Origin of the sequence: Pseudomonas sp. fls2-241-TYG-175, assembly GCF_030209155.1 — a bacterium.
Taxonomy (GTDB): domain Bacteria; phylum Pseudomonadota; class Gammaproteobacteria; order Pseudomonadales; family Pseudomonadaceae; genus Aquipseudomonas; species Aquipseudomonas viridiflava.
Window position 1 is genome coordinate 59,857 of record NZ_JARVSO010000026.1, and the last position, 24,960, is coordinate 84,816.

At 59.0% G+C, this 24,960-nt stretch carries 27 protein-coding genes; 8 read left to right on the forward strand and 19 right to left on the reverse strand.

What is annotated here, in order from left to right; all coding sequences use genetic code 11:
• Nucleotides 1-6: 6 nt before the first annotated feature.
• From QRN20_RS18775 to QRN20_RS18785, 3 genes are read right to left on the reverse strand one after another with little or no spacing between them, the layout of a single operon-like run.
• Nucleotides 7-711, reverse strand: a complete 705-nt coding sequence (locus tag QRN20_RS18775) for a PilW family protein (protein WP_122417604.1) — start codon at nt 709-711, stop codon at nt 7-9.
• The gene (pilV, locus tag QRN20_RS18780) at nt 708-1,226 is read right to left on the reverse strand and encodes a type IV pilus modification protein PilV (protein ID WP_122417603.1); all 519 of its coding nucleotides are present in this window, start codon (nt 1,224-1,226) and stop codon (nt 708-710) included. Before pilV ends, QRN20_RS18775 begins: the two co-directional genes overlap by 4 nt.
• Nucleotides 1,226-1,708, reverse strand: a complete 483-nt coding sequence (locus QRN20_RS18785) for a GspH/FimT family pseudopilin (RefSeq protein ID WP_029243822.1) — start codon at nt 1,706-1,708, stop codon at nt 1,226-1,228. Before QRN20_RS18785 ends, pilV begins: the two co-directional genes overlap by 1 nt.
• A gap of 131 nt (nt 1,709-1,839) precedes the next feature.
• On the opposite strand from QRN20_RS18785, the gene QRN20_RS18790 reads away from it, so the two are divergent.
• Nucleotides 1,840-2,340 (forward strand): GspH/FimT family pseudopilin, encoded by a 501-nt coding sequence (locus QRN20_RS18790; RefSeq protein WP_122417602.1) that lies wholly within the window; start codon nt 1,840-1,842, stop codon nt 2,338-2,340.
• A 6-nt stretch (nt 2,341-2,346) separates the two neighbouring features.
• Here the strand turns inward: QRN20_RS18790 and ispH are convergent, their stop codons facing one another.
• From ispH to murJ, 6 genes are all read right to left on the reverse strand, one after another.
• The gene (ispH, locus tag QRN20_RS18795) at nt 2,347-3,294 is read right to left on the reverse strand and encodes a 4-hydroxy-3-methylbut-2-enyl diphosphate reductase (RefSeq protein ID WP_004884061.1); all 948 of its coding nucleotides are present in this window, start codon (nt 3,292-3,294) and stop codon (nt 2,347-2,349) included.
• A 58-nt stretch (nt 3,295-3,352) separates the two neighbouring features.
• A complete protein-coding gene (locus QRN20_RS18800; protein WP_004884060.1) occupies nt 3,353-3,829 on the reverse strand; it encodes an FKBP-type peptidyl-prolyl cis-trans isomerase in 477 nt (158 codons plus the stop codon).
• On the reverse strand, nt 3,822-4,337 hold the full coding sequence (lspA, locus tag QRN20_RS18805; protein ID WP_004884059.1) for a signal peptidase II: 516 nt from the start codon (nt 4,335-4,337) through the stop codon (nt 3,822-3,824). Before lspA ends, QRN20_RS18800 begins: the two co-directional genes overlap by 8 nt.
• The gene (gene ileS / locus QRN20_RS18810) at nt 4,330-7,161 is read right to left on the reverse strand and encodes an isoleucine--tRNA ligase (RefSeq protein ID WP_122417601.1); all 2,832 of its coding nucleotides are present in this window, start codon (nt 7,159-7,161) and stop codon (nt 4,330-4,332) included. Before ileS ends, lspA begins: the two co-directional genes overlap by 8 nt.
• Nucleotides 7,158-8,108, reverse strand: coding sequence for a bifunctional riboflavin kinase/FAD synthetase (gene ribF / locus QRN20_RS18815; protein ID WP_029243819.1), 951 nt, complete (start codon nt 8,106-8,108; stop codon nt 7,158-7,160). The genes ileS and ribF overlap by 4 nt, the downstream gene beginning before the upstream one ends.
• 132 nt (nt 8,109-8,240) lie before the next feature.
• Nucleotides 8,241-9,779 carry a murein biosynthesis integral membrane protein MurJ gene (gene murJ, locus QRN20_RS18820; RefSeq protein ID WP_122413177.1) on the reverse strand — a complete coding sequence of 513 codons (1,539 nt, stop codon included), beginning with the start codon at nt 9,777-9,779 and terminating at the stop codon, nt 8,241-8,243.
• A 251-nt stretch (nt 9,780-10,030) separates the two neighbouring features.
• Here murJ and rpsT point away from each other — a divergent pair, with 251 nt between their 5' ends.
• Nucleotides 10,031-10,309: a 30S ribosomal protein S20 gene (rpsT, locus tag QRN20_RS18825; protein WP_003344603.1), complete on the forward strand. Its 279-nt coding sequence runs from the start codon at nt 10,031-10,033 to the stop codon at nt 10,307-10,309.
• A gap of 215 nt (nt 10,310-10,524) precedes the next feature.
• Here rpsT and QRN20_RS18830 read toward each other — a convergent pair whose 3' ends face one another.
• From QRN20_RS18830 to rplU, 5 genes are all read right to left on the reverse strand, one after another.
• Nucleotides 10,525-10,995: a CreA family protein gene (locus QRN20_RS18830; protein WP_025995626.1), complete on the reverse strand. Its 471-nt coding sequence runs from the start codon at nt 10,993-10,995 to the stop codon at nt 10,525-10,527.
• A 29-nt stretch (nt 10,996-11,024) separates the two neighbouring features.
• A complete protein-coding gene (gene proB / locus QRN20_RS18835; RefSeq protein WP_058432321.1) occupies nt 11,025-12,143 on the reverse strand; it encodes a glutamate 5-kinase in 1,119 nt (372 codons plus the stop codon).
• A gap of 90 nt (nt 12,144-12,233) precedes the next feature.
• Nucleotides 12,234-13,457, reverse strand: a complete 1,224-nt coding sequence (cgtA, locus tag QRN20_RS18840) for an Obg family GTPase CgtA (RefSeq protein WP_004884053.1) — start codon at nt 13,455-13,457, stop codon at nt 12,234-12,236.
• A gap of 216 nt (nt 13,458-13,673) precedes the next feature.
• Nucleotides 13,674-13,949: a 50S ribosomal protein L27 gene (gene rpmA / locus QRN20_RS18845; protein WP_002551972.1), complete on the reverse strand. Its 276-nt coding sequence runs from the start codon at nt 13,947-13,949 to the stop codon at nt 13,674-13,676.
• Between the two features lie 33 nt (nt 13,950-13,982).
• A complete protein-coding gene (gene rplU / locus QRN20_RS18850) occupies nt 13,983-14,294 on the reverse strand; it encodes a 50S ribosomal protein L21 (RefSeq protein WP_002551971.1) in 312 nt (103 codons plus the stop codon).
• 240 nt (nt 14,295-14,534) lie between these two features.
• Here rplU and QRN20_RS18855 point away from each other — a divergent pair, with 240 nt between their 5' ends.
• Together QRN20_RS18855 and QRN20_RS18860 are read left to right on the forward strand one after the other, a co-directional pair.
• A complete protein-coding gene (locus QRN20_RS18855) occupies nt 14,535-15,503 on the forward strand; it encodes a polyprenyl synthetase family protein (protein WP_029243818.1) in 969 nt (322 codons plus the stop codon).
• A gap of 547 nt (nt 15,504-16,050) precedes the next feature.
• Entirely contained in the window at nt 16,051-16,293 is a 243-nt protein-coding gene (locus QRN20_RS18860; RefSeq protein ID WP_004884051.1) for a PA4570 family protein, read from the forward strand.
• 79 nt (nt 16,294-16,372) lie between these two features.
• Here QRN20_RS18860 and bamJ read toward each other — a convergent pair whose 3' ends face one another.
• From bamJ to QRN20_RS18885, 5 genes are all read right to left on the reverse strand, one after another.
• Nucleotides 16,373-16,990 carry a BamJ family beta-barrel-assembly machinery protein gene (gene bamJ / locus QRN20_RS18865; protein WP_004884050.1) on the reverse strand — a complete coding sequence of 206 codons (618 nt, stop codon included), beginning with the start codon at nt 16,988-16,990 and terminating at the stop codon, nt 16,373-16,375.
• A 152-nt stretch (nt 16,991-17,142) separates the two neighbouring features.
• A complete protein-coding gene (locus QRN20_RS18870; protein ID WP_122413176.1) occupies nt 17,143-17,451 on the reverse strand; it encodes a DUF6482 family protein in 309 nt (102 codons plus the stop codon).
• A 146-nt stretch (nt 17,452-17,597) separates the two neighbouring features.
• Nucleotides 17,598-18,104, reverse strand: coding sequence for a TIGR00645 family protein (locus QRN20_RS18875; protein ID WP_004884048.1), 507 nt, complete (start codon nt 18,102-18,104; stop codon nt 17,598-17,600).
• Between the two features lie 94 nt (nt 18,105-18,198).
• Nucleotides 18,199-18,534 (reverse strand): PA4575 family protein, encoded by a 336-nt coding sequence (locus tag QRN20_RS18880; protein ID WP_025995631.1) that lies wholly within the window; start codon nt 18,532-18,534, stop codon nt 18,199-18,201.
• Nucleotides 18,535-18,707: 173 nt separating this feature from the next.
• Nucleotides 18,708-21,143 (reverse strand): Lon protease family protein, encoded by a 2,436-nt coding sequence (locus QRN20_RS18885; protein ID WP_285360983.1) that lies wholly within the window; start codon nt 21,141-21,143, stop codon nt 18,708-18,710.
• 287 nt (nt 21,144-21,430) lie between these two features.
• Between QRN20_RS18885 and QRN20_RS18890 the strand changes: the two genes are divergently transcribed.
• The 4 genes from QRN20_RS18890 to QRN20_RS18905 all read left to right on the forward strand — a co-directional run bounded on the left by QRN20_RS18890 (nt 21,431) and on the right by QRN20_RS18905 (nt 24,955).
• Complete coding sequence (locus QRN20_RS18890) at nt 21,431-21,919, forward strand: DUF3015 domain-containing protein (protein ID WP_004884045.1); 489 nt, start codon at nt 21,431-21,433, stop codon at nt 21,917-21,919.
• A gap of 61 nt (nt 21,920-21,980) precedes the next feature.
• Nucleotides 21,981-23,834, forward strand: a complete 1,854-nt coding sequence (locus QRN20_RS18895; protein ID WP_088234558.1) for an Lnb N-terminal periplasmic domain-containing protein — start codon at nt 21,981-21,983, stop codon at nt 23,832-23,834.
• A 187-nt stretch (nt 23,835-24,021) separates the two neighbouring features.
• Nucleotides 24,022-24,375: a hypothetical protein gene (locus tag QRN20_RS18900; RefSeq protein ID WP_004884043.1), complete on the forward strand. Its 354-nt coding sequence runs from the start codon at nt 24,022-24,024 to the stop codon at nt 24,373-24,375.
• A 79-nt stretch (nt 24,376-24,454) separates the two neighbouring features.
• On the forward strand, nt 24,455-24,955 hold the full coding sequence (locus QRN20_RS18905; protein WP_029243815.1) for a GreA/GreB family elongation factor: 501 nt from the start codon (nt 24,455-24,457) through the stop codon (nt 24,953-24,955).
• Nucleotides 24,956-24,960 lie beyond the last annotated feature (5 nt).

Below are 24,960 nucleotides of genomic sequence, written 5' to 3' on the forward strand. Positions count from 1 at the left end.
GCCTGTTCAAAAGCGGTTACGCAAGTAGGCGACAACGCTGTATTGCTGATCTTCGACCCGGTTGTCTGGGTCACGCAATGTGAGGCTGATGCGCACACTGCGGATGTCACCAGCGTTGCCAGGGGTTATCGCTGTTCTGTAGGACATGGGATTACCGATCATCCCAAAGGAAACAGAGAAATTGGCAACATTCTGCAAGAGCGGTTGCTGATCGGCCGTCGAGCCGAATCTGATCCTTAAATCGGTCCCGACAAGGCTGTAAACCAGTTGCCGCAACGGAAAGGCCGTCTCCCCGGCCGCGGGTGCTCTTGCGCCGTTGTAAAGCTGCGTCGTGCTTCTGCAGTCTGAGATGATGGTCCAGGTTGGCGTGCTACCCGTGGTACCCACGTCAGCGGTCACTAGCGTGAGCGTGGTGTTTGCATTGTCCCAGAGAATGGGATTATCGAGCGCAGCAGGTCGGGCAATCGCAGGTGCCACAGGCGTCACGTTGGAGAGACTCAGGCATCCATACATGCCGGTCATGCGAATTTCCTGAATCATCTTGCTCAACACAAAACGCGCATCTTCCTGCATGCGGGCCGACGCATTCTGACTCTGGTACGTGGCTCTGGAAGCGGTGAATATCTGGACGATCCCCAGGCTAACCACCAGCCCAAGCACCAGAGCGACCATGATTTCGACCAGACCGAAGCCTCTGGACAGCCTTCTCATGGATTCACCCCGATACGTGAGGTCAGTGTAAACGTCCGGGTCGTAGGACTGACGGGTGCAGTCCCCGTGTTCGCCACGGTATTGGCGCTCGCGGCACGCGTGTCGTCCCAGGTGATGGTGATCGTCACTTCCGGCGCATTGGTAACGTTGATCACCCCTGTCCCGGTAGCACCTGCAAAATTGATGATGTTGGTTTTGAAATCGAACAGATCCTGATCCCGAGCGACGTTGATATTGGCAGCCGGTGCAGCCGACAGACTGTTGAGGCCATAGGTTGCCAGGACGTTTTGTCCGCCAGTACTGGCTGAATTGCCGTCCACATTGGCCCGGATGCGATCCATCGTGTCGTAAGCGATAAAGCTGGCCTGACTGGTCATCGCCGCGCTGTCCGTGTATTTCAGGGCGTTCAGCTGGATTGCCGCCGCGCCCAGCAGGCCGATGGCCAGGATCAACACCGAAACCAGCACTTCGATCAGGGTCATGCCGCTCTGGCGACGTCGGGGTTTATTGGGCATCAGCAGCTTCCACCGAGGACGATCCGGCCGGTCAGACAAATATTCAGGGTTTTGGTGACGGAGCCTCGGGTGTAAGTCATTGCCACCGCCGTAGCAGGCGCGATGAGCCCGCCCAGGTTATTGAAGTCGATTGCATTCACGTTGGCCGCCACCAGCGTACCGCCGCTGCTCATGGCCGCCACCTTGCGCAAGACCCTGGTCGAGTCGGACGCGACCGTGCCCGCATCGGAGACTCGATACACCTGCAACTCGGTATTCCACGCAGTGCCGGTGGTCGGAGCGATTCGCACACTCACTCCTCTGTTTATCGCCTCGAGCCGCGCATAGTTGAGGGCCCGCTGCAAATCATTGAGTTCGGTATCGGCCTTGTTGCTCTGGAGGGTGCTGGTGAAATTCGGGATCGCGATAGCTGCCAGGATGCCCACCAGGGACACAGTGACTAACAATTCGATGAGGCTGAATCCCTTGGCTATATGACGCATTGAGTGTCTCCTAGACGTTACGACTATAAGGCAGCAATGCCGTCGGAAAATCTATAGCGGGACGTACGGTTGTTTTGCGATGACGAGCGCCCGGACGCGTTTGAAACGGTCTTTCCAGGGAAGGAAAACAGATGAAGCAGACAGGATTCACGCTGATCGAACTGCTGGTGGTCGTGGCACTGGTTGCCATTCTTGCCAACGTCGCGATGCCTTCTCTTACAGGCGTGATCGACAGCAACCGCAGACTCGCCGCAGCCCAGGAGCTGGCCAGCGGAATTCGATCGGCACGAGTGGCTGCCATCACGCGCAATCAGTGGACGACGATCCATGCAATAGACGGGGACTGGAGCAACGGCTGGCGGATCATTCTCGATACGGATGGCAAAGGCCCCGACGATCAGGACGTGTTGCTCATCGAGCGCGCGAGGTCGCTCGACACCCGAATCGTCGGCAACAGGAAAGTGGCTGAACATCTGACATTCACCGGGCTGGGCGGCCTGCGTAACTCGGCCAACGGGACGATACATGTGTGCGTCAAAGACCAGCCGGTGAGCCACTATCGCGTGATAGTGGCCAGGACCGGGCGGGTCAGGATCGACGATAAGAAGGCTGATGCGCCACTGTGCAGTTGAGCGAATTCAGAGCAGCGACTTGACCCGCAATTCCTTGGGCATCGAGAACGTAATGTTCTCTTCGCGACCGGCCAGTTCATCGGCACCGGTTGCCCCCCAGGCCTGCAGTTGCTGAATCACGCCGCGCACCAGCACTTCCGGCGCCGAAGCGCCTGCGGTGATACCGATGCGCTCGACGCCATCGAACCAGCTGCGCTGCATGTCTTCGGCACCGTCGATGAGATAGGCAGGTGTCGACATCCGCTCGGCCAGCTCACGCAGGCGGTTTGAATTGGAGCTGTTCGGGCTGCCCACCACCAATACCACGTCGCACTCGTCGGCCAGTTGCTTGACCGCGTCCTGACGGTTTTGCGTGGCGTAGCAGATATCGTCCTTGCGCGGGCCGCCGATAGCCGGGAATTTCTGGCGCAATGCATCGATGACGCGACTGGTGTCATCCATCGACAATGTGGTCTGGGTCACGAACGCCAGTGAGTCCGGGTTGCGCACCTGCAGGCTTGCAACGTCGGCTTCATCTTCGACCAGATAGATTGCACCGCCATTGGCGGCATCGTACTGGCCCATAGTGCCTTCGACTTCCGGATGGCCTTCATGACCGATCAGGATGCATTCGCGACCATCACGGCTGTAACGGGCGACTTCGATGTGGACCTTGGTGACCAGCGGGCAGGTAGCGTCGAACACTTTCAAGCCACGCCCTGCCGCCTCGGTACGCACAGCCTGGGAAACACCGTGGGCACTGAAGATGACGATGACGTCGTCCGGCACCTGCTCCAGCTCTTCGACGAAGATCGCACCACGGGAGCGCAGGTCTTCGACGACGAATTTGTTATGAACCACTTCATGGCGCACATAGATCGGCGGACCAAACACTTCCAGGGCGCGATTGACGATTTCGATCGCGCGGTCCACACCGGCACAAAAGCCGCGGGGGTTGGCGAGTTTGATTTGCATGCTGTGCCTCATGGTTACGTGCGAAGCAGCCCGGCCGAAGCCGGGCTCGATATCGGGATCAGGACGCCAGAATCGCTTTCACTTCGAAGATCTGCACTTCAAAGCTCAGCGTCTTGCCTGCCAGCGGGTGATTGAAGTCGATAGTGACCTGTTCGTCATCGAATACCTTCACCACGCCGGGCAACTCGGTGTTGGCCGCATCATTGAAGATCACCAGCAACCCTTCGGACAGTTCCATACCCGCGAACTGCGAGCGTGGCATGATCTGCACGTTTTGTGGGTTGGGCTGACCAAAGGCGTTTTCCGGCAGGATCTGCACGGTCTTCCGGTCGCCAGCCTTGAAGCCGAAAATGGCGGCTTCAAAGCCCGGCAGCAGGTTGCCGTCACCGACCTTGAACGTGGCCGGAGCCTTTTCGAAGGTGCTGTCGACGGTGTCGCCGTTTTCCAGACGCAGGGCAAAATGCAGCGTGACCTGCGTGTTCTGACCGATGCGCAGCTCGTCGGACGAGCCTTGGGTCGAAGACTGTTCAGTCATGGGCAGGCTCTCCGGTTTTCTTGCTCTTGAACATGTCCAGCGCCAGCATGATCGCGCCAACGGTGATACCGCTGTCGGCCACGTTGAAGGCCGGGAAGTGCCAACGGTTCTGCCAGTGGACCAGAATGAAGTCGATCACGTGGCCCAGCACGATGCGGTCATACAGGTTGCCCAGTGCGCCGCCCAGCACCAGTGCCAGCGCGATGGCCAGCCAGGTGTCGTCGCGCCCCAGACGCTTGAGCCAGACCACCAGCACCGCGCTGACCACAACGGCGATCAGGGCGAACAACCAGCGCTGCCAGCCGGCACCGTCAGCCAGAAAGCTGAAGGCTGCACCTGTGTTGTACGCCAGCATCCAGCTGAAGTAGTCGGGAATCACCACGATCTGTTCGTACAGGTCCAGGCGGTTTTCGAAGTAGAACTTGCTGGCCTGGTCAATGACCAACACCAGCACGCTCAACCACAACCAGCTCAGACGGCCGAAGCGGCCCGGAGCGGAATCACGCATAGTGACGCACCTCGCCTGCACCACTGATGTTGTCCACGCAGCGACCGCAGATTTCCGGATGCTCAGGGTTCACACCCACATCCTCACGGTGATGCCAGCAACGGGCGCACTTGGCGTGACCGGACTTGACGACTTTCAGCTTCAGACCGGTGACTTCGGTCACCACTGCATCAGCCGGAGCCGCTGCCAGAGGCGCGACGCTGGCGGTGGAGGTGATCAGCACGAAGCGCAGTTCGTTGCTCAGCTTCGACAGATCCGCGACCAGCGAGTCTTCGGCATACAGGGTCACTTCAGCCTGCAGGTTGCCGCCAATGGCCTTGGCCGCGCGCAGGTTTTCCATTTCCTTGTTGACCGAGGTCTTCACCGCCATGATCCGCTCCCAGTAGGCGCGGTCCATTTCGAAGTCGGCTGGCATTTCGGTCAGGCCTTCGTACCAGGTGTTGAGCATCACGGATTCATTGCGCTCGCCCGGCAGGAACTGCCACAGCTCGTCGGCGGTGAACGCCAGGATCGGCGCGATCCAGCGAACCAGCGCTTCGGATATGTGGAACAGCGCGGTCTGACACGAGCGACGTGCCGTGCTGTTGGCAGCCGTGGTGTACTGGCGATCCTTGATGATGTCCAGGTAGAACCCGCCCAGCTCCTGCACGCAGAAGTTGTGGACCTTGGAGTACACGTTCCAGAAACGGTATTCGCTGTAGTTCTCCTGCAGCTCACGCTGCAGCAGCAAGGTGCGATCCACCGCCCAACGGTCCAACGCAAGCATTTCATCAGCTGGCAGCAGGTCGGTCGCCGGGTTGAAGCCGGACAGGTTGGAAAGCAGGAAGCGAGCCGTGTTGCGAATACGACGATAGGCATCGGCGCTGCGCTGCAGGATCTGGTCGGACACCGCCATTTCGCCGGAATAGTCAGTTGCCGAGACCCACAGACGCATGATGTCGGCGCCCAGCGAATCGTTGACCTTCTGCGGCGCAACCACGTTGTTCAGCGACTTGGACATCTTGCGGCCGTTCTCGTCGACCACGAACCCGTGGGTCAGCAGTTCGCGATACGGCGCATGGTTGTCGATGGCGCAACCGGTCAGCAGCGAAGAGTGGAACCAGCCGCGGTGCTGGTCGGAGCCTTCGAGGTACAGGTCGGCACGCGGACCGCTTTCGTGGCCCATCGGATGCGAACCGCGCAGGACGTGCCAATGCGTGGTGCCAGAGTCGAACCAGACGTCCAGGGTGTCGGAGATCTTGTCGTACTTGGCCGCCTCGTCACCCAGCAGTTCGCTGGCGTCCAGCTTGAACCAGGCCTCGATACCTTCTTTCTCGACGCGCTGCGCCACTTCTTCCATCAGTTCGACGGTGCGTGGGTGCAGTTCGCCGCTTTCCTTGTGCAGGAAGAACGGAATCGGCACGCCCCAGTTGCGCTGACGCGAGATGCACCAGTCGGGACGGTTGGCGATCATCGAGTGCAGACGCGCCTGACCCCAGGCCGGAACGAACTGAGTGTCTTCGATGGCCTTGACCGCACGCTCACGCAGCGTGTCGCCAGTAGCAGGCTGCTTGTCCATGCCCACAAACCACTGCGCAGTAGCGCGGTAGATCAGCGGCGACTTGTGACGCCAGCAGTGCATGTAGCTGTGGCTGATGGTTTCGGTGTTCATCAGGCTGTCGACTTCGGCCAGCTTGTCGATGATGTTCTGGTTGGCCTTGAAGATGAACTGGCCGCCAAAGAACTCCAGCGATTCGACATACACCCCGTTGCTCTGCACCGGGCTGATGATGTCGTCGTTGCTGACGCCGTAGGTCTTGCAGATGTTGAAGTCGTCCACGCCATAGGCTGGGGAGCAGTGAACGATACCGGTACCGGCACCCAGCTCGACGTAGTCGGCCAGATAGACCGGCGACAGGCGGTCGTAGAACGGATGACGGAAGTTGATCAGTTCCAGCGACTGGCCAGTGGTGGTCGCGATGACCGAGCCTTCCAGCTTGTAGCGGGACAGGCAGGACTCGACCAGCTCTTCAGCCAGCACCAGCAGTCTGTCGCCGACGTCGACCAGCGCGTAATTGAACTCGGGATGGACGTTCAGCGCCTGGTTGGCCGGGATGGTCCAAGGAGTGGTGGTCCAGATGACGATGGAAGCCGGCTTGTCCAGCGAAGCAAGGCCGAATGCAGCGGCCAGCTTTGCTTCGTCGGCAATCGGGAACGCGACGTCGATGGTCGAGGACTTCTTGTCCTGATATTCGACTTCAGCTTCGGCCAGAGCCGAACCACAATCGAAACACCAGTTGACCGGTTTCAGGCCCTTGAAGACGAAACCGCCCTTGACCATCTCGGCCAGCGCGCGGATTTCCCCGGCTTCGTTGGCGAAGTTCATGGTCAGGTAGGGATTGCTCCAGTCACCCAGCACACCCAGACGGATGAACTCGGATTTCTGGCCTTCGATCTGCTCGGCAGCGTAGGCGCGGCACAGCTCGCGGGTCTTGTCCGCGGACAGGTTCTTGCCGTGGGTCACTTCGACCTTGTGCTCGATCGGCAGGCCATGACAGTCCCAACCCGGCACATACGGGGCATCGAAGCCCGCCAGGGTCTTGGAACGCAGGATCATGTCCTTGAGAATCTTGTTGACGGCATGACCGATGTGAATATTGCCGTTGGCGTACGGAGGGCCGTCGTGCAGGACGAACTTCGGACGATCCTTGCCAATTTCGCGCAGCTTCTGGTACAGGCCAATGCTGTCCCAGCGCTGCAGAGTTTGCGGCTCGCGCTGGGGCAGGCCGGCCTTCATAGGGAAGGCGGTGTCCGGAAGGTTTAGCGTGGCTTTATAGTCGGTCATTTCAGGCTCTTGGTTAGCGGTTGACCATGCCAATGGGCACGGGCGGCGGCGACGTCCGCATTGATCGCCGTCTTGAGCGCCTCCAGAGAGGCAAAACGCTGCTCATCACGCAGCTTGTGGTGGAAAGCCACCGTCAAACGCCGGTCGTAAAGGTCGCCGGCAAAATCCAGAAGATGCACTTCAAGGTGGGCACTGCCATCACCCGCCACGGTAGGACGCACGCCGATGTTGGCGACACCCGCCCACACCTTGCCATCGATGTCCACGCTGACCAGGTAAACCCCGCTCAACGGCACACGACGACGCTTGAGTTGCACGTTGGCGGTGGGCGTACCCAACTGACGCGCCAGCTTCTGGCCATGCAAGACCCGTCCGGTGATCTGGAACGGGCGACCGAGCATACGCTCGGCCAAGGCAAAATCCGCGGCAGCCAGGGCTTTACGCACCTTGGTACTGCTGACGCGAAGGCCATCGATTTCAACGGTCTGCGCCGCTTCCACCGTAAATCCGTAAGTCGTTCCGGCCTGCTGCAGGAAGTCGAAATCCCCGAGCCGGTCGCAGCCAAAACGAAAATCATCGCCCACTTCAAGGTGCTGAATGCCCAGCCCGTCGATCAGCACGGTTTCCACGAAGCTGGCCGCACTGAGTTTCCTCAGGCGCTGATTGAAGGACAGGCACAGCACCCGGTCCACACCCTCGGCGCTCAACAGTTCGAGCTTGTCGCGCAGACGTGCCAGTCGTGCCGGAGCAGTCTCTGGCGCAAAGAACTCGCGCGGCTGGGGTTCAAAGATGACCACGCAGCTGGGCACACCCAACTCGACAGCCCGCTCACGCAGACGCGCCAGAATAGCCTGGTGGCCCCGGTGAACACCGTCGAAATTGCCAATCGTGGCGACGCAGCCCCGATGCTGGGGACGCAGGTTGTGAAGACCTCTAACCAGCTGCATAACGCACTTCTTGCTCATAAAGTGGCCGATTATAACCACACACGGCCCCGGACGACAGGCAACACGCCGGGACCCGATCAAAGCGATCGGCGCATGACACGCAAACACGACCGCTCACCTTTGAAATATTGCTTACATGATGGCTTTGCGGGCGAAATCCCGAAGCCGGAAACCCAGCAACAGAAGCATTGCAAAGTACGTCACGACACCGGCTGCCACCAGCGCGCCAAGGCGCAGAAAACGCTCCAGCATGTGTCCTTCATCCCACGCGGGCATGAAATGCATCATCCCCAACAGAACGCCCGACATGACCGCCACCGCGATCACCAGCTTGAACAGAAACTTCGTCCAGCCCGGCTGCGGCTGAAACAGCGCCTGTTTGCGCAGTTGCCAGAACAACAGGCCGGCATTGATACACGCCCCGACACTGATCGCCAGCGCCAGCCCCGCATGCTGCAACGGCACAATGAAGGCCAGGTTGAGCAACTGAGTCACTATGAGGGTGAAGATCGCGATTTTCACCGGGGTGCGAATATTCTGCTGCGCATAAAAGCCGGGAGCCAGCACCTTGATCAAGATAATCCCCAGCAGGCCGACCGAATAAGCGACCAGCGCCCGCTGGGTCATCGCGGCGTCCAGCGCATCGAACTTGCCGTATTGAAACAGAGAAACGGTCAGCGGTTCAGCCAGCAGACCCAGCGCCAGGGTGCACGGCAACACCAGTACGAAGCACAGGCGCAAGCCCCAGTCGAGAATGCGCGAATACTCCTGACGATCCCGCTGGGCGTAGGTTTTCGACAGGATCGGCAGCAGAATCGTACCCAGCGCAACACCCAGCACTCCGGACGGCAGCTCCATGAGGCGGTCGGCATAGTACATCCACGACACCGACCCGGCGACGAGGAACGAGGCAAATATCGTGTTGATGATCAGAGAAATCTGACTGACCGAGACGCCAAGGATGGCAGGAAGCATCTGCTTCATCACACGCCAGACGCCTGAATCACGCAGATTCAGGCGCGGCAGCACCAGCATGCCGATTTTTTTCAGGTGCGGCAGTTGATAAAGCAGCTGCAGAAGACCGCCCGCCAGCACCGCCCATCCCAGCGCCATGACCGGCGGATCGAAATACGGGGTCAGGAACAGCGCAAAAAAGATCATGCTGACATTGAGCAGGGTCGGCACGAAGGCCGGTACGGAAAAGCGGTTCCAGGTATTGAGGATCGCGCCCGCCAGCGAGGACAGCGAGATCAGCAATATATAAGGAAATGTCACCCGCAGCAGATCCGAGGTCAGCGCGAACTTTTCAGGCGTGTCGACAAAACCCGGCGCCGTAGCCCAGATCACCCAGGGCGCGAAGATCACGCCCAGAAGAGTCACCAGTGCCAGAGCGAGCGTCAGCAGCCCTGTGACGTAAGCCACGAACGTGCGGGTCGCCTCTTCACCCTGCTGGCTCTTGTATTCGGCCAGAATCGGCACGAATGCCTGGGAAAACGCTCCCTCGGCGAAAATCCGCCGCAGCAGATTGGGCAGTTTGAAGGCGATAAAGAAGGCGTCGGTCGCCATTCCAGCCCCGAAAGTGCGCGCAATGATGGTGTCCCGGATGAAGCCCAGAACCCGGGAAACCATTGTGATAGAGCTGACGGCGGCGAGTGACTTGAGTAGATTCATTGAAAGACTTGTATGCCTTGGCAAAGGATGGGCGATTAAGCCGTCCATTTATGCGATACTTCGCGCCGCTAAATAGCCCGAAGCCAAAGGCCGCGAGTTTACAGGTCGCACGCCGGAAATAAATCATCCGGATAAAAGCAGCGACCACTCAGCGGAACACCTTAACTGCCCTTGACAAGACTTCAACTCATCGGCATGATTCGCGGCCTATTTTGTTTGCTATTTCACAAAGTCTTTCGAGGAGCTCGACGGTGGCCAACACACCTTCCGCCAAAAAACGTGCAAAACAGGCTGAGAAGCGTCGCAGCCACAACGCCAGCCTGCGTTCCATGGTTCGTACCTACATCAAGAATGTAGTTAAAGCCATCGACGCAAAAGACGCTGAAAAAGCGCAAGCTGCTTATGTTCTGGCTGTACCTGTTATCGACCGTATGGCCGATAAAGGCATCATCCACAAGAACAAAGCTGCTCGCCATAAAGGTCGCTTGAACGGTCACATCAAGGCTCTGAGCCTTGCTGCTGCAGCCTAAGCGATCCGCTTGTTGAAAAACCGACCTCAGGGTCGGTTTTTTATTGCCTGCGGGAAAGCGGGACCAGATCACTGAAAGTGGGCATGATCGTTCCCACGCTCCTGCGTGGTAACGCCGCTCAGGACGCTCCGCGTCCGCCCTTGAAGTGACGCAGAGCGTCACGGGATGCATGCTCACGCAGAGCGATGGGCACGATCAGCTTGAGCTATCCGCAATCATGGCGCCGGCGCGGGCGACCATGGCAAGATCGGAATGGCCGTCACCGCATTCTGCGGGCTGCCTTCGATGATGCGGTCGCTGTAGACCAGATACACCAGCGAATTACGCTTCTTGTCGAAAAACCGCACCACCTGCATGGTCTTGAACACCAGTGAGGTGCGCTCCTTGAAGACCTCATCACCATCCTTGAGGTCTTCCTTGAAGTGGATCGGGCCGACCTGACGACAGGCAATCGACGCTTCCGCCCGATCCTCAGCCAACCCTAGACCACCCTTGATGCCGCCCGTCTTGGCACGCGACAGGTAGCAGGTCACGCCATCCACCTTAGGATCATCGAAGGCTTCCACCACGATCCGGTCGTTCGGCCCGACCATCTTGAATACCGTCGACACCTGGCCGATCTCTTCTGCCGAGACCAGCACAGGCACGAACAGCAAAGCAGTCAACAAACCCTTCATGACGCGCATCGAGCCTTCCTTCCAGTTAATGACCCGACTCAGACGAGAATCAGGTTGTCGCGGTGAATCAGTTCAGGCTCAGCCATGTAGCCCAACTCGCGCACGATGGCCTCGGACGACTGCCCAATGATCTTCTGCGCCTCAACAGCACTGTAGTTGCTCAGACCCCGAGCGACCTCACGCCCATCCGGCGCCACGCAAACCACCATCTCGCCGCGCCGGAAGCTGCCCTGCACCAGCTTGACGCCGACCGGCAGCAGACTCTTGTGGTCTCTGGCCAAGGCAGACACCGCACCGTCGTCCAGCACCAGCGTGCCGCGCGTCTGCAAATGCCCCGCCAGCCACTGCTTGCGCGCCGCCAGCATGCCGCGCTCCGGTGACAGCAGCGTACCCAGCCGCTCACCACCCTTGAGCCGCGCCAGAACGCGCTCGATGCGACCGCCGACAATGACGGTGTGCGCACCCGAGCGAGCCGCCAGACGCGCAGCACGCAGCTTGGTTTGCATGCCGCCACGACCCAACGCTCCACCTGTACCGCCTGCCACCGCATCCAGCGCAGGATCATCCGCGCGGGCTTCGAAAATCAACTGCGCATCAGGGTTGTTGCGCGGATCCGCATCGAACATGCCGTCGCGATCCGTAAGAATGACCAGCAGGTCAGCCTCGACCAGATTGGCCACCAGCGCCGCAAGCGTGTCGTTGTCACCGAAACGGATCTCGTCGGTGACCACGGTGTCGTTTTCGTTGATGACCGGCACTACGCCCAGCTCAACCAGAGTACGCAGCGTGCTGCGAGCGTTCAGGTAGCGCTTGCGATCGGACAGGTCGTCGTGAGTCAGCAGGATCTGCGCGGTGTGCCGATCATGCTCGGCAAAGCTGGATTCCCATGCCTGCACCAAGCCCATCTGACCGATGGCGGCAGCCGCCTGCAGCTCATGCATCGCACTGGGTCGAACAGTCCAGCCCAGGCGACTCATTCCGGCAGCTACCGCCCCGGAGGAAACCAGCACCAGCTCGACGCCTGCTTCATGCAGCGCCACCATCTGCTCGACCCACACACCCATGGCCGTTCGATCCAGACCCTTGCCATCCGCTGTCAGCAGGGCACTGCCGATCTTCACGACCCAGCGCTGGGCACCCGTCACTTTGCTGCGCATCATCTTCCAACCTTAGCCAGAGAGTTTTCAAATTCGGGATACAAAAACGCCGCTAACAAAAGTAGCGGCGTTCAAGTTTACTTCAAGCGATCAGTCACGGACGTAAATGATTTCCGGACCGTCTTCATCGTCCACATCTTCTTCATCCCAGTCATCGTCGCCGATGTCATGCACGCTCTTCACGCCACTGCGACGCAATGCACGCTGATCGTCCAGCGCCTGCAACTGAGCACGCGCCTCGTCTTCGATGCGCTGATCCAGCTCGGCCAGCTCTTCGGCATAACCAGGCTCTTCGGCGATGCGCAGGCTGCGCTCTTCGAGATAACGCATGATGTCGCGCGTCAGCTGCTCGGTGCCTTCTTTGGCGATGGCAGAAATCACGTAGACCGGACCGGTCCATTCCAGGCGATCAACGATCTCCTGCTTGCGAGCCTCATGCTCTTCCTCAAGCAACTGGTCGCACTTGTTCAGCACCAGCCAGCGATCACGATCCGCCAGGGACGGGCTGAACTTGACCAGCTCGTTGACGATGATTTCAGCCGAATCCGCAGCACTGGTTTCATCCAGCGGCGCCATGTCGACGAGGTGCAGCAACAGACGGGTACGCGCCAAATGCTTGAGGAAGCGAATCCCCAGACCCGCGCCATCGGATGCACCTTCGATCAGACCTGGAATGTCGGCAACCACGAAGCTTTTCCAGCGATCGACACTGACCACGCCCAGGTTCGGCACCAGGGTCGTGAACGGATAGTCGGCCACTTTCGGCTTGGCGGCAGACACCGAGCGAATGAAGGTACTTTTGCCTGCGTTCGGCAAACCCAGCAGACCGACGTCCGCCAGCACTTTCAATTCCAGCTTGAGATCACGCTGATCGCCAGGCTTGCCCGGCGTGGTCTGGCGTGGAGCACGGTTGGTACTGGATTTGAAACGCGTGTTGCCCAGACCGTGCCAGCCGCCCTGGGCAACCATGATGCGCTGACCGTCTTTGGTCAGGTCGCCAATGATTTCCTGAGTGGTGGCATCGATGATCGTAGTGCCGACCGGTACGCGCAGCACCAGCTCTTCACCTTTACGACCGGTGCAGTCGGTGCTGCCGCCGTTGGAGCCGCGCTCGGCATCGAAGTGACGCGTGTAACGGTAGTCGACCAGGGTGTTCAGGTTAACGTCAGCCATCATGTAGACCGAACCGCCATCACCGCCGTCGCCGCCGTTGGGGCCACCGTTTTCGATGAACTTTTCACGACGGAAGCTCATGCAACCGTTGCCGCCGTCACCGGCCTTTACTCGAATGGATACTTCATCTACAAATTTCATAACGCACGCCTCCCGCCACAGGGACGAGCAGAACCACATAAATTACATAAGACTCTTGCAAAAATGAGCGTTGCGATACCGATCAGAAACCAGCGACCCCAGGGGTCAACATCACAACAGCCCGCACAAACAGTTTTGCAAGAGACTCACCTGACTCTCTACCTCTACAAACGAAAAAGCCCCGTCGCAAGACAGGGCTTTTAAGCTACTGCGTGATTACGCTGCGGAGACTTCAGTCTTCGGAACGATGCTCACGTAGCGGCGACCGAAGGCGCCCTTGACTTGAAACTTGATCACGCCTTCCACTTTCGCGAACAGGGTGTGATCTTTACCCATGCCAACGCCGTAGCCAGCGTGGAATTGGGTGCCGCGCTGACGCACGATGATGTTGCCCGGAATGATAGCCTGGCCGCCATACATCTTCACGCCAAGGCGTTTGGCTTCTGAGTCGCGCCCGTTACGGGTACTACCACCAGCTTTTTTGTGTGCCATGAGTCAATTCTCCAAATGAGGATTAGGCTGAAATTAAGCCTGAATACCTGTGATTTTGATCTCGGTGTACCACTGGCGGTGGCCCATGCGCTTCATGTGGTGCTTACGACGACGGAACTTGATGATACGAACCTTATCGTGACGACCTTGCGAAACCACTTCTGCCACGACAGTAGCGCCAGCAACAACTGGAGCACCGATATTGACGTCGTCGCCATTGCCAACCAGCAGAACGCGGTCGAAAGTGACGGATTCGCCAGTAGCGATTTCCAGCTTTTCAATTTTCAGGTATTCACCTGGGGCGACTTTGTACTGCTTGCCACCGGTAACAATTACTGCGTACATGGTATTTCTCCGAAAATCCTGCTCACCCAGCTCTTTATAAGAAGAGTATCGGCTGGCATGGCTGCATGGGGCTGGAACGGCCCGTTTGCAATTGCGTAAGGCAGGTGCTGCCCAGGAAAGTTAGGGTGCGCGATTGTACGCAAGCCTATGATGGGTTGCAAGGGGCCGCTCGTCATACCTTGACACGCTCTACCCCGCGACCTAGCATGCGGCGCAACCTTTCCGGAGCACGTGTCGCTGATGCAACCCCAAGCCTTCTACCGCGCGGTGGCGGACGACTTTAGTGCCGTTGACGTTATCATCAAAAAGCAACTGACGTCACGCGTACCGCTGGTCTCGAAAATCGGCGACTACATCACGTCCGCTGGCGGCAAACGCCTGCGTCCCCTGCTGGTATTGCTGTGTGGCAAGGCGCTGGGCCGCGAAGGCGACGATGTGCGCCTGCTGGCCGCCACCATCGAATTCCTGCACACCGCCACCCTGCTGCATGACGACGTCGTCGACATGTCCGGCATGCGTCGTGGGCGCTCGACGGCCAACGCTTTGTGGGGCAATGCGCCAAGCGTGCTGGTCGGCGACTTCCTTTATTCGCGCTCCTTCGAAATGATGGTCGAACTCGGCTCGATGGATGTGATGAGAATCCTGTCCAAGGCCACGCGCGTCATCGCCGAAGGCGAAGTGCTGCAATTGTCCAAGGTTCGCGACGCCAGCACCACTGAAGAAACGTACATGGAAGTGATTCGCGGCAAGACAGCCATGCTGTTCGAAGCCTCGACCCACAGCGCTGCGGCACTGTGCAGCGCCTCTGCCGAACAGACCGAAGCATTGCGTACCTTTGGCGATCATCTGGGTGTTGCCTTCCAACTGGTGGATGACCTGCTGGACTACCGTGGCGACGCCGAGACATTGGGCAAGAACGTCGGCGATGATCTGGCCGAAGGCAAACCTACCCTGCCGCTGATCTACACCATGCGCGAAGGCACGCCCGAGCAGGCTGCCCTGGTTCGTCAGGCCATTCAGAAAGGCGGCCTGGAAGATCTGGAAAGCATCCGCAACGCCGTCGAAAGCGCCGGAGCTCTGGATTACACCGCACAACTGGCCCGTGACTACGCCGCCAAGGCCATCGCCTGCCTGGACGCTCTGCCGCCCAGCGAGTACCGCGATGCGCTGGTCGAACTGAGCGAATTTGCAGTCGCACGCACGCATTGATTGCATCAGCAATACAAAGAAGCCCGTCCTTGTGACGGGCTTTTTGTTGCACTGATCGCTGCTCAGAGCGCGAGCGCAATCATCACCCCCCCTGATCGTCCATCACGCTCCGCGCTCGTCGTTATACACAAGTCTGCCTCGACACTGATCGTGCCCATCGCGTGAGGAACGATCAGAGTGATCTCAGGCACGCCGATCATGCCAATGCCTGTGCTCAGCGTTATACCCGAGTCTTGATGCGACCACGGACTGTGGGAGGCGGCTTGCCAGCGATGGCGTCAGTTCAGTCACTGATAGGTCGCTTCAGAAAAGCATCGCCGGCAAGCCGCCTCCCACGGGGTATGCTTTCAGTCAGTCACTTTCGTTTTGCCCCCGTTTTGCGCGTCTAGCGGACTTCTGTATAACGATGAGCGCAGAGCTGGGCATGATCGTCATCATTCACTGACCCACATCAACCGCCCGGCACAAAATGAGAATTAATCTCAATAGAGCCTTGCTATTATCTCAATAAGAATTATTCTCATCAAACCGATACAGGAGATGGAACATGACTTATTTGATTGATGCATGGCTGGACCGCCCACACCCATATCTGCGAATTCTTCATCGGGAAACCGGGGAAGTGTGTGCCGTACTGGAAGAGGAAGCGCTTGAGGAGTTGCGTGATCAGGGTGATCTGGATGTTTACAGCCTCAGTTCCAGCGAGCCGGTGGTGCTCAAGGAGCTGGTGCGCAATCTGTTTCTGTTCTGTTATGCGCGGGCATTGCGCCCGATAGGCGAGTTGCACTGAGCATGAAACATCAGCACAACCCCGTTGCTGAACGGATCGAGACGACTCGTTCAGCAACCTTGCGTACCGCCTGAAGCCGTTACAGAACGGCCAGCAGTTCCACGTCGAACACCAGCACGCTGTGCGGTGCGATGCTGCCAACGCCCTGAGCGCCGTAAGCCAGCTCGCTCGGCACGTACAGACGCCATTTGCTGCCGGTGTTCATCAGTTGCAGCGCCTCGGTCCAGCCAGCGATCACGCCGCCGACCGGAAATTCGGCAGGCTCGCCACGATCGTACGAGCTGTCGAACACGGTGCCATCGATCAGCGTGCCGTGGTAGTGAGTGCGAACCTGATCTTCACGCGTCGGCTTTGGACCCGTGCCAGCGGTCAGGACTTCAAACTGCAGACCCGAGGCCAATGTGGTTACGCCTTCACGCTTGGCGTTTTCAGCCAGGTAAGCCAGACCGGCACCTGCGGCTTTCTCGGCCTTGGCAGCTGCCTCAGCCTGCATGATTTCGCGGATGACCTTGAAACTGGCGGACATTTCTTCCTGACCTACGCGGCTCGGCAGACCGTTGAACGCATCGGTCAGGCCCGCCAGGATGGCGTCCAAGTTGACGCCCGGTGGCGGGTTGTCGCGCAGTTGGTCGCCCAACTGACGGCCAATGCCGTAGCTGACGCGTGTTTCGTCGGTGGACAGATTGACTTCGGACATGACACTGCTCCGCAGAGGGGCGCGCTGTCGACGGACATGAAAACCAGCCTGGCAATCATGACCCGCTCGGTGGCACCCCGAACCAAAAGGGCAGCCAGCCTAGCACAATTGACCTGACAGGCCCTACCGCCGCGGCGAAGCGCTACGTTGCGTCAGGACCAGGATGAGTGAAAGGAGATCGGCATGCGCATCTCGGAACGGTCATTGACGGGCATGCCGCACAGCTCGTCATGCACCACGCAGTGGACCAGATAGAAAGGCACCACTGGCAGGTTCTTGAGCAAGTCGCGTGCGTGTTCGACCGAGCGCAGGTGCAGGATCTTGCCCGCCTGATCCTTGAGCAACCCTGAGCTGCCGTTCATCAGCACCTCCATTAGGTAAATGCCGCCCTCGATCGAGATCAGATTCAGCTCATTGACCCGGCCAGCCTGGGCATGGTCGGTAAATTCCTGATAATTCATGATCGAACCTCTTTCGTCGTTTGCTGAAAGCATCGCAACGGACTTTTTACAGCACGTCGAAACAACAATCCAGAAACGAAACCGCCCGCCCCTCGCTCGGATTCAAGCGCGGGGCAGGCGGATATGAGCCTGAAGCAGTCGTGGGGTTACTGCTTGGTCATCTTGTCCAGTTTGGTCAGCTTGTCCAGATAACCCATCGCAAACGCCGAGATAACGAAGGTCATGTGGATGATCACGTACCACATCAGGTATTCGGTCTTGATGTTGGTGGCGTCCATGAATACGCGCAGCAGGTGGATGGACGAAATCGCCACGATGGACGCTGCGACTTTCATCTTCAGCGACGAGGAATCCATGGTGCCCAGCCAGTTGAGCTTTTCCTTGTCCTCATCGATATCCAGCTGCGAAACGAAGTTCTCGTAGCCGGAAATCATCACCATGACCAACAGACCGCCCACCAGCGCCATATCGATCAGCGACAGCAGCACCAGGATCAGATCGGCTTCGGCCAGACTGAAGATGTTGGGAAGGACGTGAAAGATTTCCTGAAAGAACTTCAGGCACAGCGCCAGCAACCCAAGGGACAAACCGAAATAGATCGGCGCCAGCAACCAGCGCGATGCATACATGGCATTTTCGAAGAAACGTTCCATTGAGACTCGCAAGTGTTTTGGAAAAAGACGCGCGAGTATATCAGCGGGAACGGACGGCTCTAGATGTGCGACAAAATAACGCAGAAATCACGGGCTAGAACTTGAACGGAGAAGAACGCTGATAGCGGGACAGGTCGCCGTTGAGCCGACGCAACTCAGCCTGCATGTGCAGCGTCCAGATGGGCACATCATCAGCCGGACGATAACCGCCCAGCAGCAGGTTTTCGGCAATACTCTCGAGAATGGACTGGGCAGCAGCCAGACTGGTGAACGGTCCCTGGGAGCGGAGCGCGGAAGGTTGCTCGCCGGACATTCCTGCGGCGAACAGCAGCATCCACAGGCCATCCTCGCCGGACATCGGCCGGATGACGCATTCGATTCGGGTGATAAGCCCGAGGCATTCACGGTTGAGGCAGAGGCTGCGCGGCATGGCGAGCTCCTTGTCAGCAGCGGTATCACCCTCCTCCACAGCAGGAAAATGTGCCAGTCCATTTGGCCACCACGATCAACTGACAGGATAGAAGAAAAGTGAGGCTGCGAAAACGGGCCTGATGAACGGGCACCGGATGCTCGGAAGAACACCCGGCGCCGCTCAAGATGACATCAGACCTTGAGTTCAGGTTGCAACTGGGCAGGCTCCTTTTCCAGCTCTTCTTTCAGGTCTTCATCGCTGAGCATTTCGGCGATGTCGCGCAGCCGCTCGACCACACGGGCATTGACGCTGCCTTCAGGGAATTCACCCTGCTCGTCCGGCGCACCGGCCGACTCGCCGACCAGCAGGCTCAAGGCTTCATCGGCCTGACGCACCGCATAGATATGGAACTGGCCGTCACGTACGGCCTGCACCACGCGCTCATCAAGCATCAGAGTGGTCACGTTGGCGTGCGGGATGATTGCGCCCTGCTCGCCCGTCAGACCGCGCGCCTCGCAAAGCCGGAAGAAGCCTTCGATCTTCTCGTTGACCCCGCCGACCGCCTGCACCTCACCAAACTGGTTGATGGAGCCGGTGATCGCGAAACACTGCTTGAGCGGCGTGCGTGACAGCGCCGAAATCAGCGTGCAGACCTCGCCCAGCGAAGCGCTGTCGCCATCGACATAGCCGTAGGATTGCTCAAGCGCGATGCTGGCCGAGATCGCCAGCGGGAATTCCTGTGCATAACGGCTGCCCAGATAACCGGTCAGAATCATCACGCCCTTGGAGTGAATCGGCTGACCGAGGTTGACCTCACGCTCGATATCGACGATACCGCTGCCACCCGGATAGACGGTCGCGGAGATGCGGGCCGGCACGCCGAACGCAGAATCGCCGACTTCCAGAACCGTCAGGCCGTTGCACTTGCCGACGGCCGCACCGTCGGTGTCGATCAGAATGACACCGGCCATCATGTCGTCGAGAATCCGCGCCGAAACGCGTCCGGTGCGCGTGGCCTTGGCCTTCAGCGCACGTTCGATGTGACCTGCGTCGGTTTTGTCGTCGCTCGCCAGCTGGCGAATGAAGTCTGCTTCGCTGACCAGTTGGAAGAGATCGCCAATGCGCGCCGACAAACGCCCCTGGTGCTCGGCGAGCCGCGCACTGTAGGTCGCAAGCCGCGCAACGGCGTCAGCGGTCAAGGGCGCCATGCCTTCTTCCGAGGTGCGGGTTTTCAGCAATTGGGCGAATTGCTCGAGGGTTTCGTCGACCATCGGAATTTCTTCGTCGAAGTCGACCAGCACCCGGAACATCTCCTGGAAGTCCGGGTCCAGGTCCTGCAGCGTGTAGTACAGCGAACGCGAACCGATGATGACGATCTTGACGTTCCACGGAATGACCTGCGGCGTCAGGGTCACGGTTGCGACACGGCCCAACTCGCCCAGCGGCGATTCCATTTTCAGCTTGCGCGACTGCAGGGTGCGCTTGAGCGCGTCCCATACGAACGGCTCGCTGAGCATCTTTTCCGCTTCCAGAATCAGGAAGCCGCCATTGGCACGGTGCAGTGCGCCCGGACGCAACTGCCGATAGGTCGTGTAGAGCGCGCCCTGATCGGTGCTGTATTCGATACGACCAAACAGGTTGTCGTAGGTCGGATGCGGCTCGAACACCACCGGTGCGCCGCCATCGTGAGTGTGGCCGACCACCAGGCTCGGACTGTATTGCTCTTCAAGCAGCTTGCGGGCCTGAGCGTCGGTCTTGCTGTCATCGACCAGTTGCTCGACCAGCGTCTTGAGCAGGTAAACCTGCATCGCCTGCAGATAAGCGCAGACGGCGGCGTTCTCGGCGTACTTTTCCGACAGCGGTGCCAGCAAAGGCTGCAGGGTCAGGGTGATGGTTTCTTCGTTGAGCTGACGCAGTTGGTTGTTCGACTCGCGCTTCCACTGCGGCAGGCTTGCAAGTTCTTCGTTCAGACGCTCTTCAAGCGCAGAAATATCTTCATGAAAACGCTCGCGATCCGCTTCCGGCAGTTGCGAGAACTCGGCTTCGTCCAGCGCCTTGCCATCGGCCATTGGCGTGAAGGCGATGTTGCTGCTGTCGCGGTACAGCGCGATGTCCTTTTCCAGCGACAGGCGCTCGATCACGTCCAGGGCACGGTCGTAGCGCTGATTGAAGGCACGATCGATCGAACTCTTCTTCTGCTGATACGAGGGGTGCTCGAACACCGCCGGGAAGGTGACCAGCAGGTTATCGATCAGGCCGCCGATGTCGGCAATGAAGGATTGCGCGCTGCCCGGCGGCAGCTCCAGCGCACGCGGCTCGCGAGGCTCGTCGAAATTGTTCACGTAAACCCAGTCCGACGGCGTCTGCATACGCTTGCCTTCGGCCTTGAGGTAGCGCTTCACGAACGAGAACCGGCCGGTGCCGGGTTCGCCCATGACAAATACGTTGTAACCGGGACGCGGCATCGCGACCCCGAACTGCAAGGCTTCTACCGCTCGCTCCTGGCCGAGCACACCGCGAAAGGGTTCCAGATCGTTGGTGGTCGAAAAGCTGAACTGCTCAGCGGAAAACGGACGGGTCAGCGCGTGGGGCGCCAGGCGTAGGTTGGCTGCGACAGAATCGGGCATCAGTGTTCCTTACATCAGGCGGGGCAGATGCAGGCATTCTGGCGCTCGCTGCACACGACTTGCAAGACAGGCTTTCAAGGCCAGAGACGTCTTGAAGATTTTCACTTCCATGAAAGACGCTTCATGTGCAATAAAAAAAGCGGTTTTACGCAATATTCTGCAATAGCTCACGGAACCCTTGGAACCTGCCTAAACTCAAAACTGCGCGGATGGCTCAAAATGGCCGTCCGGCTTGGTGTGACACGAAAGAAACTCGACCCTTGGCTGACCATAAAGAGAAAAAAGCTATGAAACGGATTCTTCTAGGAACGCTCTTCGCCGCTGTATCCATCAACGCCATGGCCCAAGCGCCAGGCGGTCCGGACTGCGGTTGGGGCAACATGCTGTTTGAAGGTCAACGCGGCACTCCCGCTCACTTCCTGGCTTCCACTACCAACGGTACTTCGGGCAACGCCACCTTCGGCATGACGTCCGGCACCAACGGCTGCTCTACCAACAGTGCTCTGACTTATGGCGGCAAATCCTGGCTGGCCATGAACGGCATGATGGATGAGCTCTCCAAAGACATGGCCATGGGCCAGGGCGAAGCACTGACCACCTACGCGGTCGTGCTGGGCGTCGCACCGGAAGATCGTGCGCGTTTCGCCTCTGTCACTCACGAGCACTTCTCGCAAATCTTCAGCAAGGCTGACGCCACTGCCGAAGACGTTCACGCCAACACCGTCAACGTTCTGAAAAACGATCCAACCCTGGCCAAGTACGCTACCCAGGCTTAAAGTCGTTCGCCCGCCCCTCTTCATGAGGGGCGGGACTCTTCTCCCTGACTAGTTGCCCTCTATGCTCAAACGTCTTGTCTTGCTGGCGCTGTTTGTCTGTGCCCCCTTGTCTGCCGCCCCGCGTGTGGCTGCCGACCGTTTGCAGCAACTGGCCAACGAGCCATTCTGGATTTCACTGGGCCACTACGAGGCTGGCAAGCTCGGCGGCTGGCGCAGTTACGTTGACGACCCCAAATTCTTTCTCGCGGCTGATGGCGCGCATGACCCCAAGGCTGAACTGAGCGCGACGCTCGACGCCATTTATGCGCCCATCACCAACGAACAGACCCACGCACAGTGCGTTTACCCTGCAAGGACCCGCTGGCTGCGCGATCAGTTGAAACTGACCGACCTGCCGGTGCTGGACTGCAAGGAATTCAAGACCTGGTACAAGGATGTGGCCCCGGACAGCACCGTGCTGATCTTTCCGGCGGCCTACCTAAACAGTCCGTCTTCCATGTTCGGCCACACGCTGCTGCGCATCGATCCGGCCAGCGCCAAGGCAAACAACACCACGCTGCTGAGTTACGCGATCAACTTCGGTGCCTACATCGAAGGCATGGACAACAGCATCCTATATGCCTGGAAAGGTCTGATGGGCGGCTATCCCGGCCTGTTCGCGCTGGTGCCGTATCAGGAAAAACTGTCGGAATACCGCAGCCTGGAAAACCGCGATCTGTGGGAATACCGACTCAACCTGACGCCCGAGGAAACCGGGCGCATGGTCGAGCATGTCTGGGAACTGAAGCAGATTCGCTTCAGCTACTTCTTCTTCGACGAAAACTGCTCGTATCGCCTGCTGGAGCTGTTGCAGGTCGCGCGCCCCGGCCTGCACCTGACCGAACAGTTCGGATTGACGGCCATTCCGACCGACACGGTCAAAGCCATCAAGGCCGCGGGACTGGTTGAAAGCATTGATTACCGCCCCTCTCGCGAACGCGAACTGCTGAGCCGTGCCGAACCGCTGAACGCTGACGAACAACAGTGGGTGCTGAAAGTCAGCGCTGACCAGAAGCAACTGCAGGACCCGCAGTATCTGGCACAGCCCAAAGAGCGTCGCGCGTTGATTCAGGACGCTGCCTATCGCCTCGAACGCTATCGTGCCAACGGCCTGGAGCGTGACGCAGCGCGCTCCCAGCGCAGTTTCGAACTGTTGCAGGCCATCAACCAGAACCCGCCGCCGCAGCTGGACATCCAGCGCCCCGGTTTGCCGGAAGACGGACATGAGTCACGCACCTGGCAGCTGGGCGTGGGCACACGCGGCGACCGGGCGTTCGGTGAGTACGGCCTGCGCATGGCGTATCACGACCTGAACGACAACGCCTACGGCTTCCCGCTCGGCGCTCAGATCGAGATCCTGCAGCTCAAGGTGCGTCAGTACGAAGGCAACGACTGGCAGGTCCAGCAACTTGATCTGGCCACGATTCGTTCACTGACACCCCGTACCGAACTGCTCAAGCCGTGGTCATGGCAAGTCACAGGCGGCCTTGAACGTGTGCTGGGCAAGCATGGCGATGAAAATCTGGTCAGCCACGTCAACGGCGGCGCGGGCGGCACCTGGCAACTGGGCGAAGAGGTATTGGGCTTTGCGCTAGGCACAGTGCGTGTCGAGCACAACAATGACTTTTCGGAATTCATCTCGCCAGCCGCGGGTTTCAACACCGGCCTGCTGTGGCGCAACCCGCTGGGCAACCTGAGCCTGGAAGCCAAGGGCGATTACTTCACCAACGGCGAAGTACGCCGCAGCGTCAGCCTCAACCAGCAGTGGGAACTCTCCCGCAACGTAGGCCTGCGCCTGAGCGCCCAACGCGAATTCAGCCAGATGAGCTCGCCACAGAACGAATTGATGCTTGAGGTGAAGTGGTATCACTATTGATATCACTGGCGAAAACGATATGAGCGTCTGTGGGAGCCGTGAAAAACTGCAGCGCAACCGTCAGACCAGCGATCCGGCCTGAGTCATTCAGCAGATAGCGAAGCGACACTACACATTCCCCACGTCGTTTTTACAAATAACTCACACATTCGCTTCTAGACTCTCCTCATACGTAGAGGAAACCATCATGAAGCTGCATTGGGTGTTGTTGTCGCTGGCCATCGGGCTGGCGGGTTGTCAGTCCGCCCGTGATCAAATGCTGGCTGAAGGTTATCCGCCCGGCTTCGCCGACGGGTATCAGGACGGATGTGGCAGCGGCAAGGCGGCGGCAGGTGCGTTCACCGGGGAGTTCAAGAAAAACGTACCGCGCTACCTCAAGGACAAGCTCTACGCAGAAGGCTGGGGCGATGGTTTTCGCCAGTGTCAGGCCTCTCAGGAAAATCGCAGCCGCTTCGATCCGGGGCAGATCTTCAATGATCGCGACCGCGACTGGGAGCGGGAAAAGACCCGCAGCGCCGCAAAAGCCTACCGCCCGAACTGATTGGCACGTCGCAGCCGGCATTTCAACGAAACCAATCACGCCTCACCGTGGCCCAAACCCAATTGAGGGAGGACACTTCATGAGTCGCGCATTTGTAAACGAAGACAACGCCGCCGCCGATGCCAACCAGCCGGTGGAGCGAACGGTCAGCGAACAGCCCAATTACGTGACTGCTCACGGCCTGGTATTGCTGCAACAGCACGTAAGCGATCTTCAGGCGCAGCACAGCGCCCAGACGGCGCTGGGCGACAATGCCGACAAGCAGCGTCTGGCAGACCTGGAGCGAGACCTGCGTTACTTCAACCAGCGCCTGCAAAGCGCACAGGTGGTCACGCCCGCCCTTTCAACCGAGAAGGTGCAGATTGGCAGTTGGGTGACATTTGCCGATGAAGACGACCGCCAGCAACGTGTGCAACTGGTGGGTGAAGATCAGGCCGATGCGGCCAATGGGTTGATCAACTGGGGTTCGCCACTGGGCCGCGCGTTGCTGGGTGCGCAGTTGGGCGACGAGGTGTTGTGGAAACGACCGGCGGGCGATCAGGTGATCGAGGTCGTACTGATCGAAACGGACAAAGGCTGAGACAG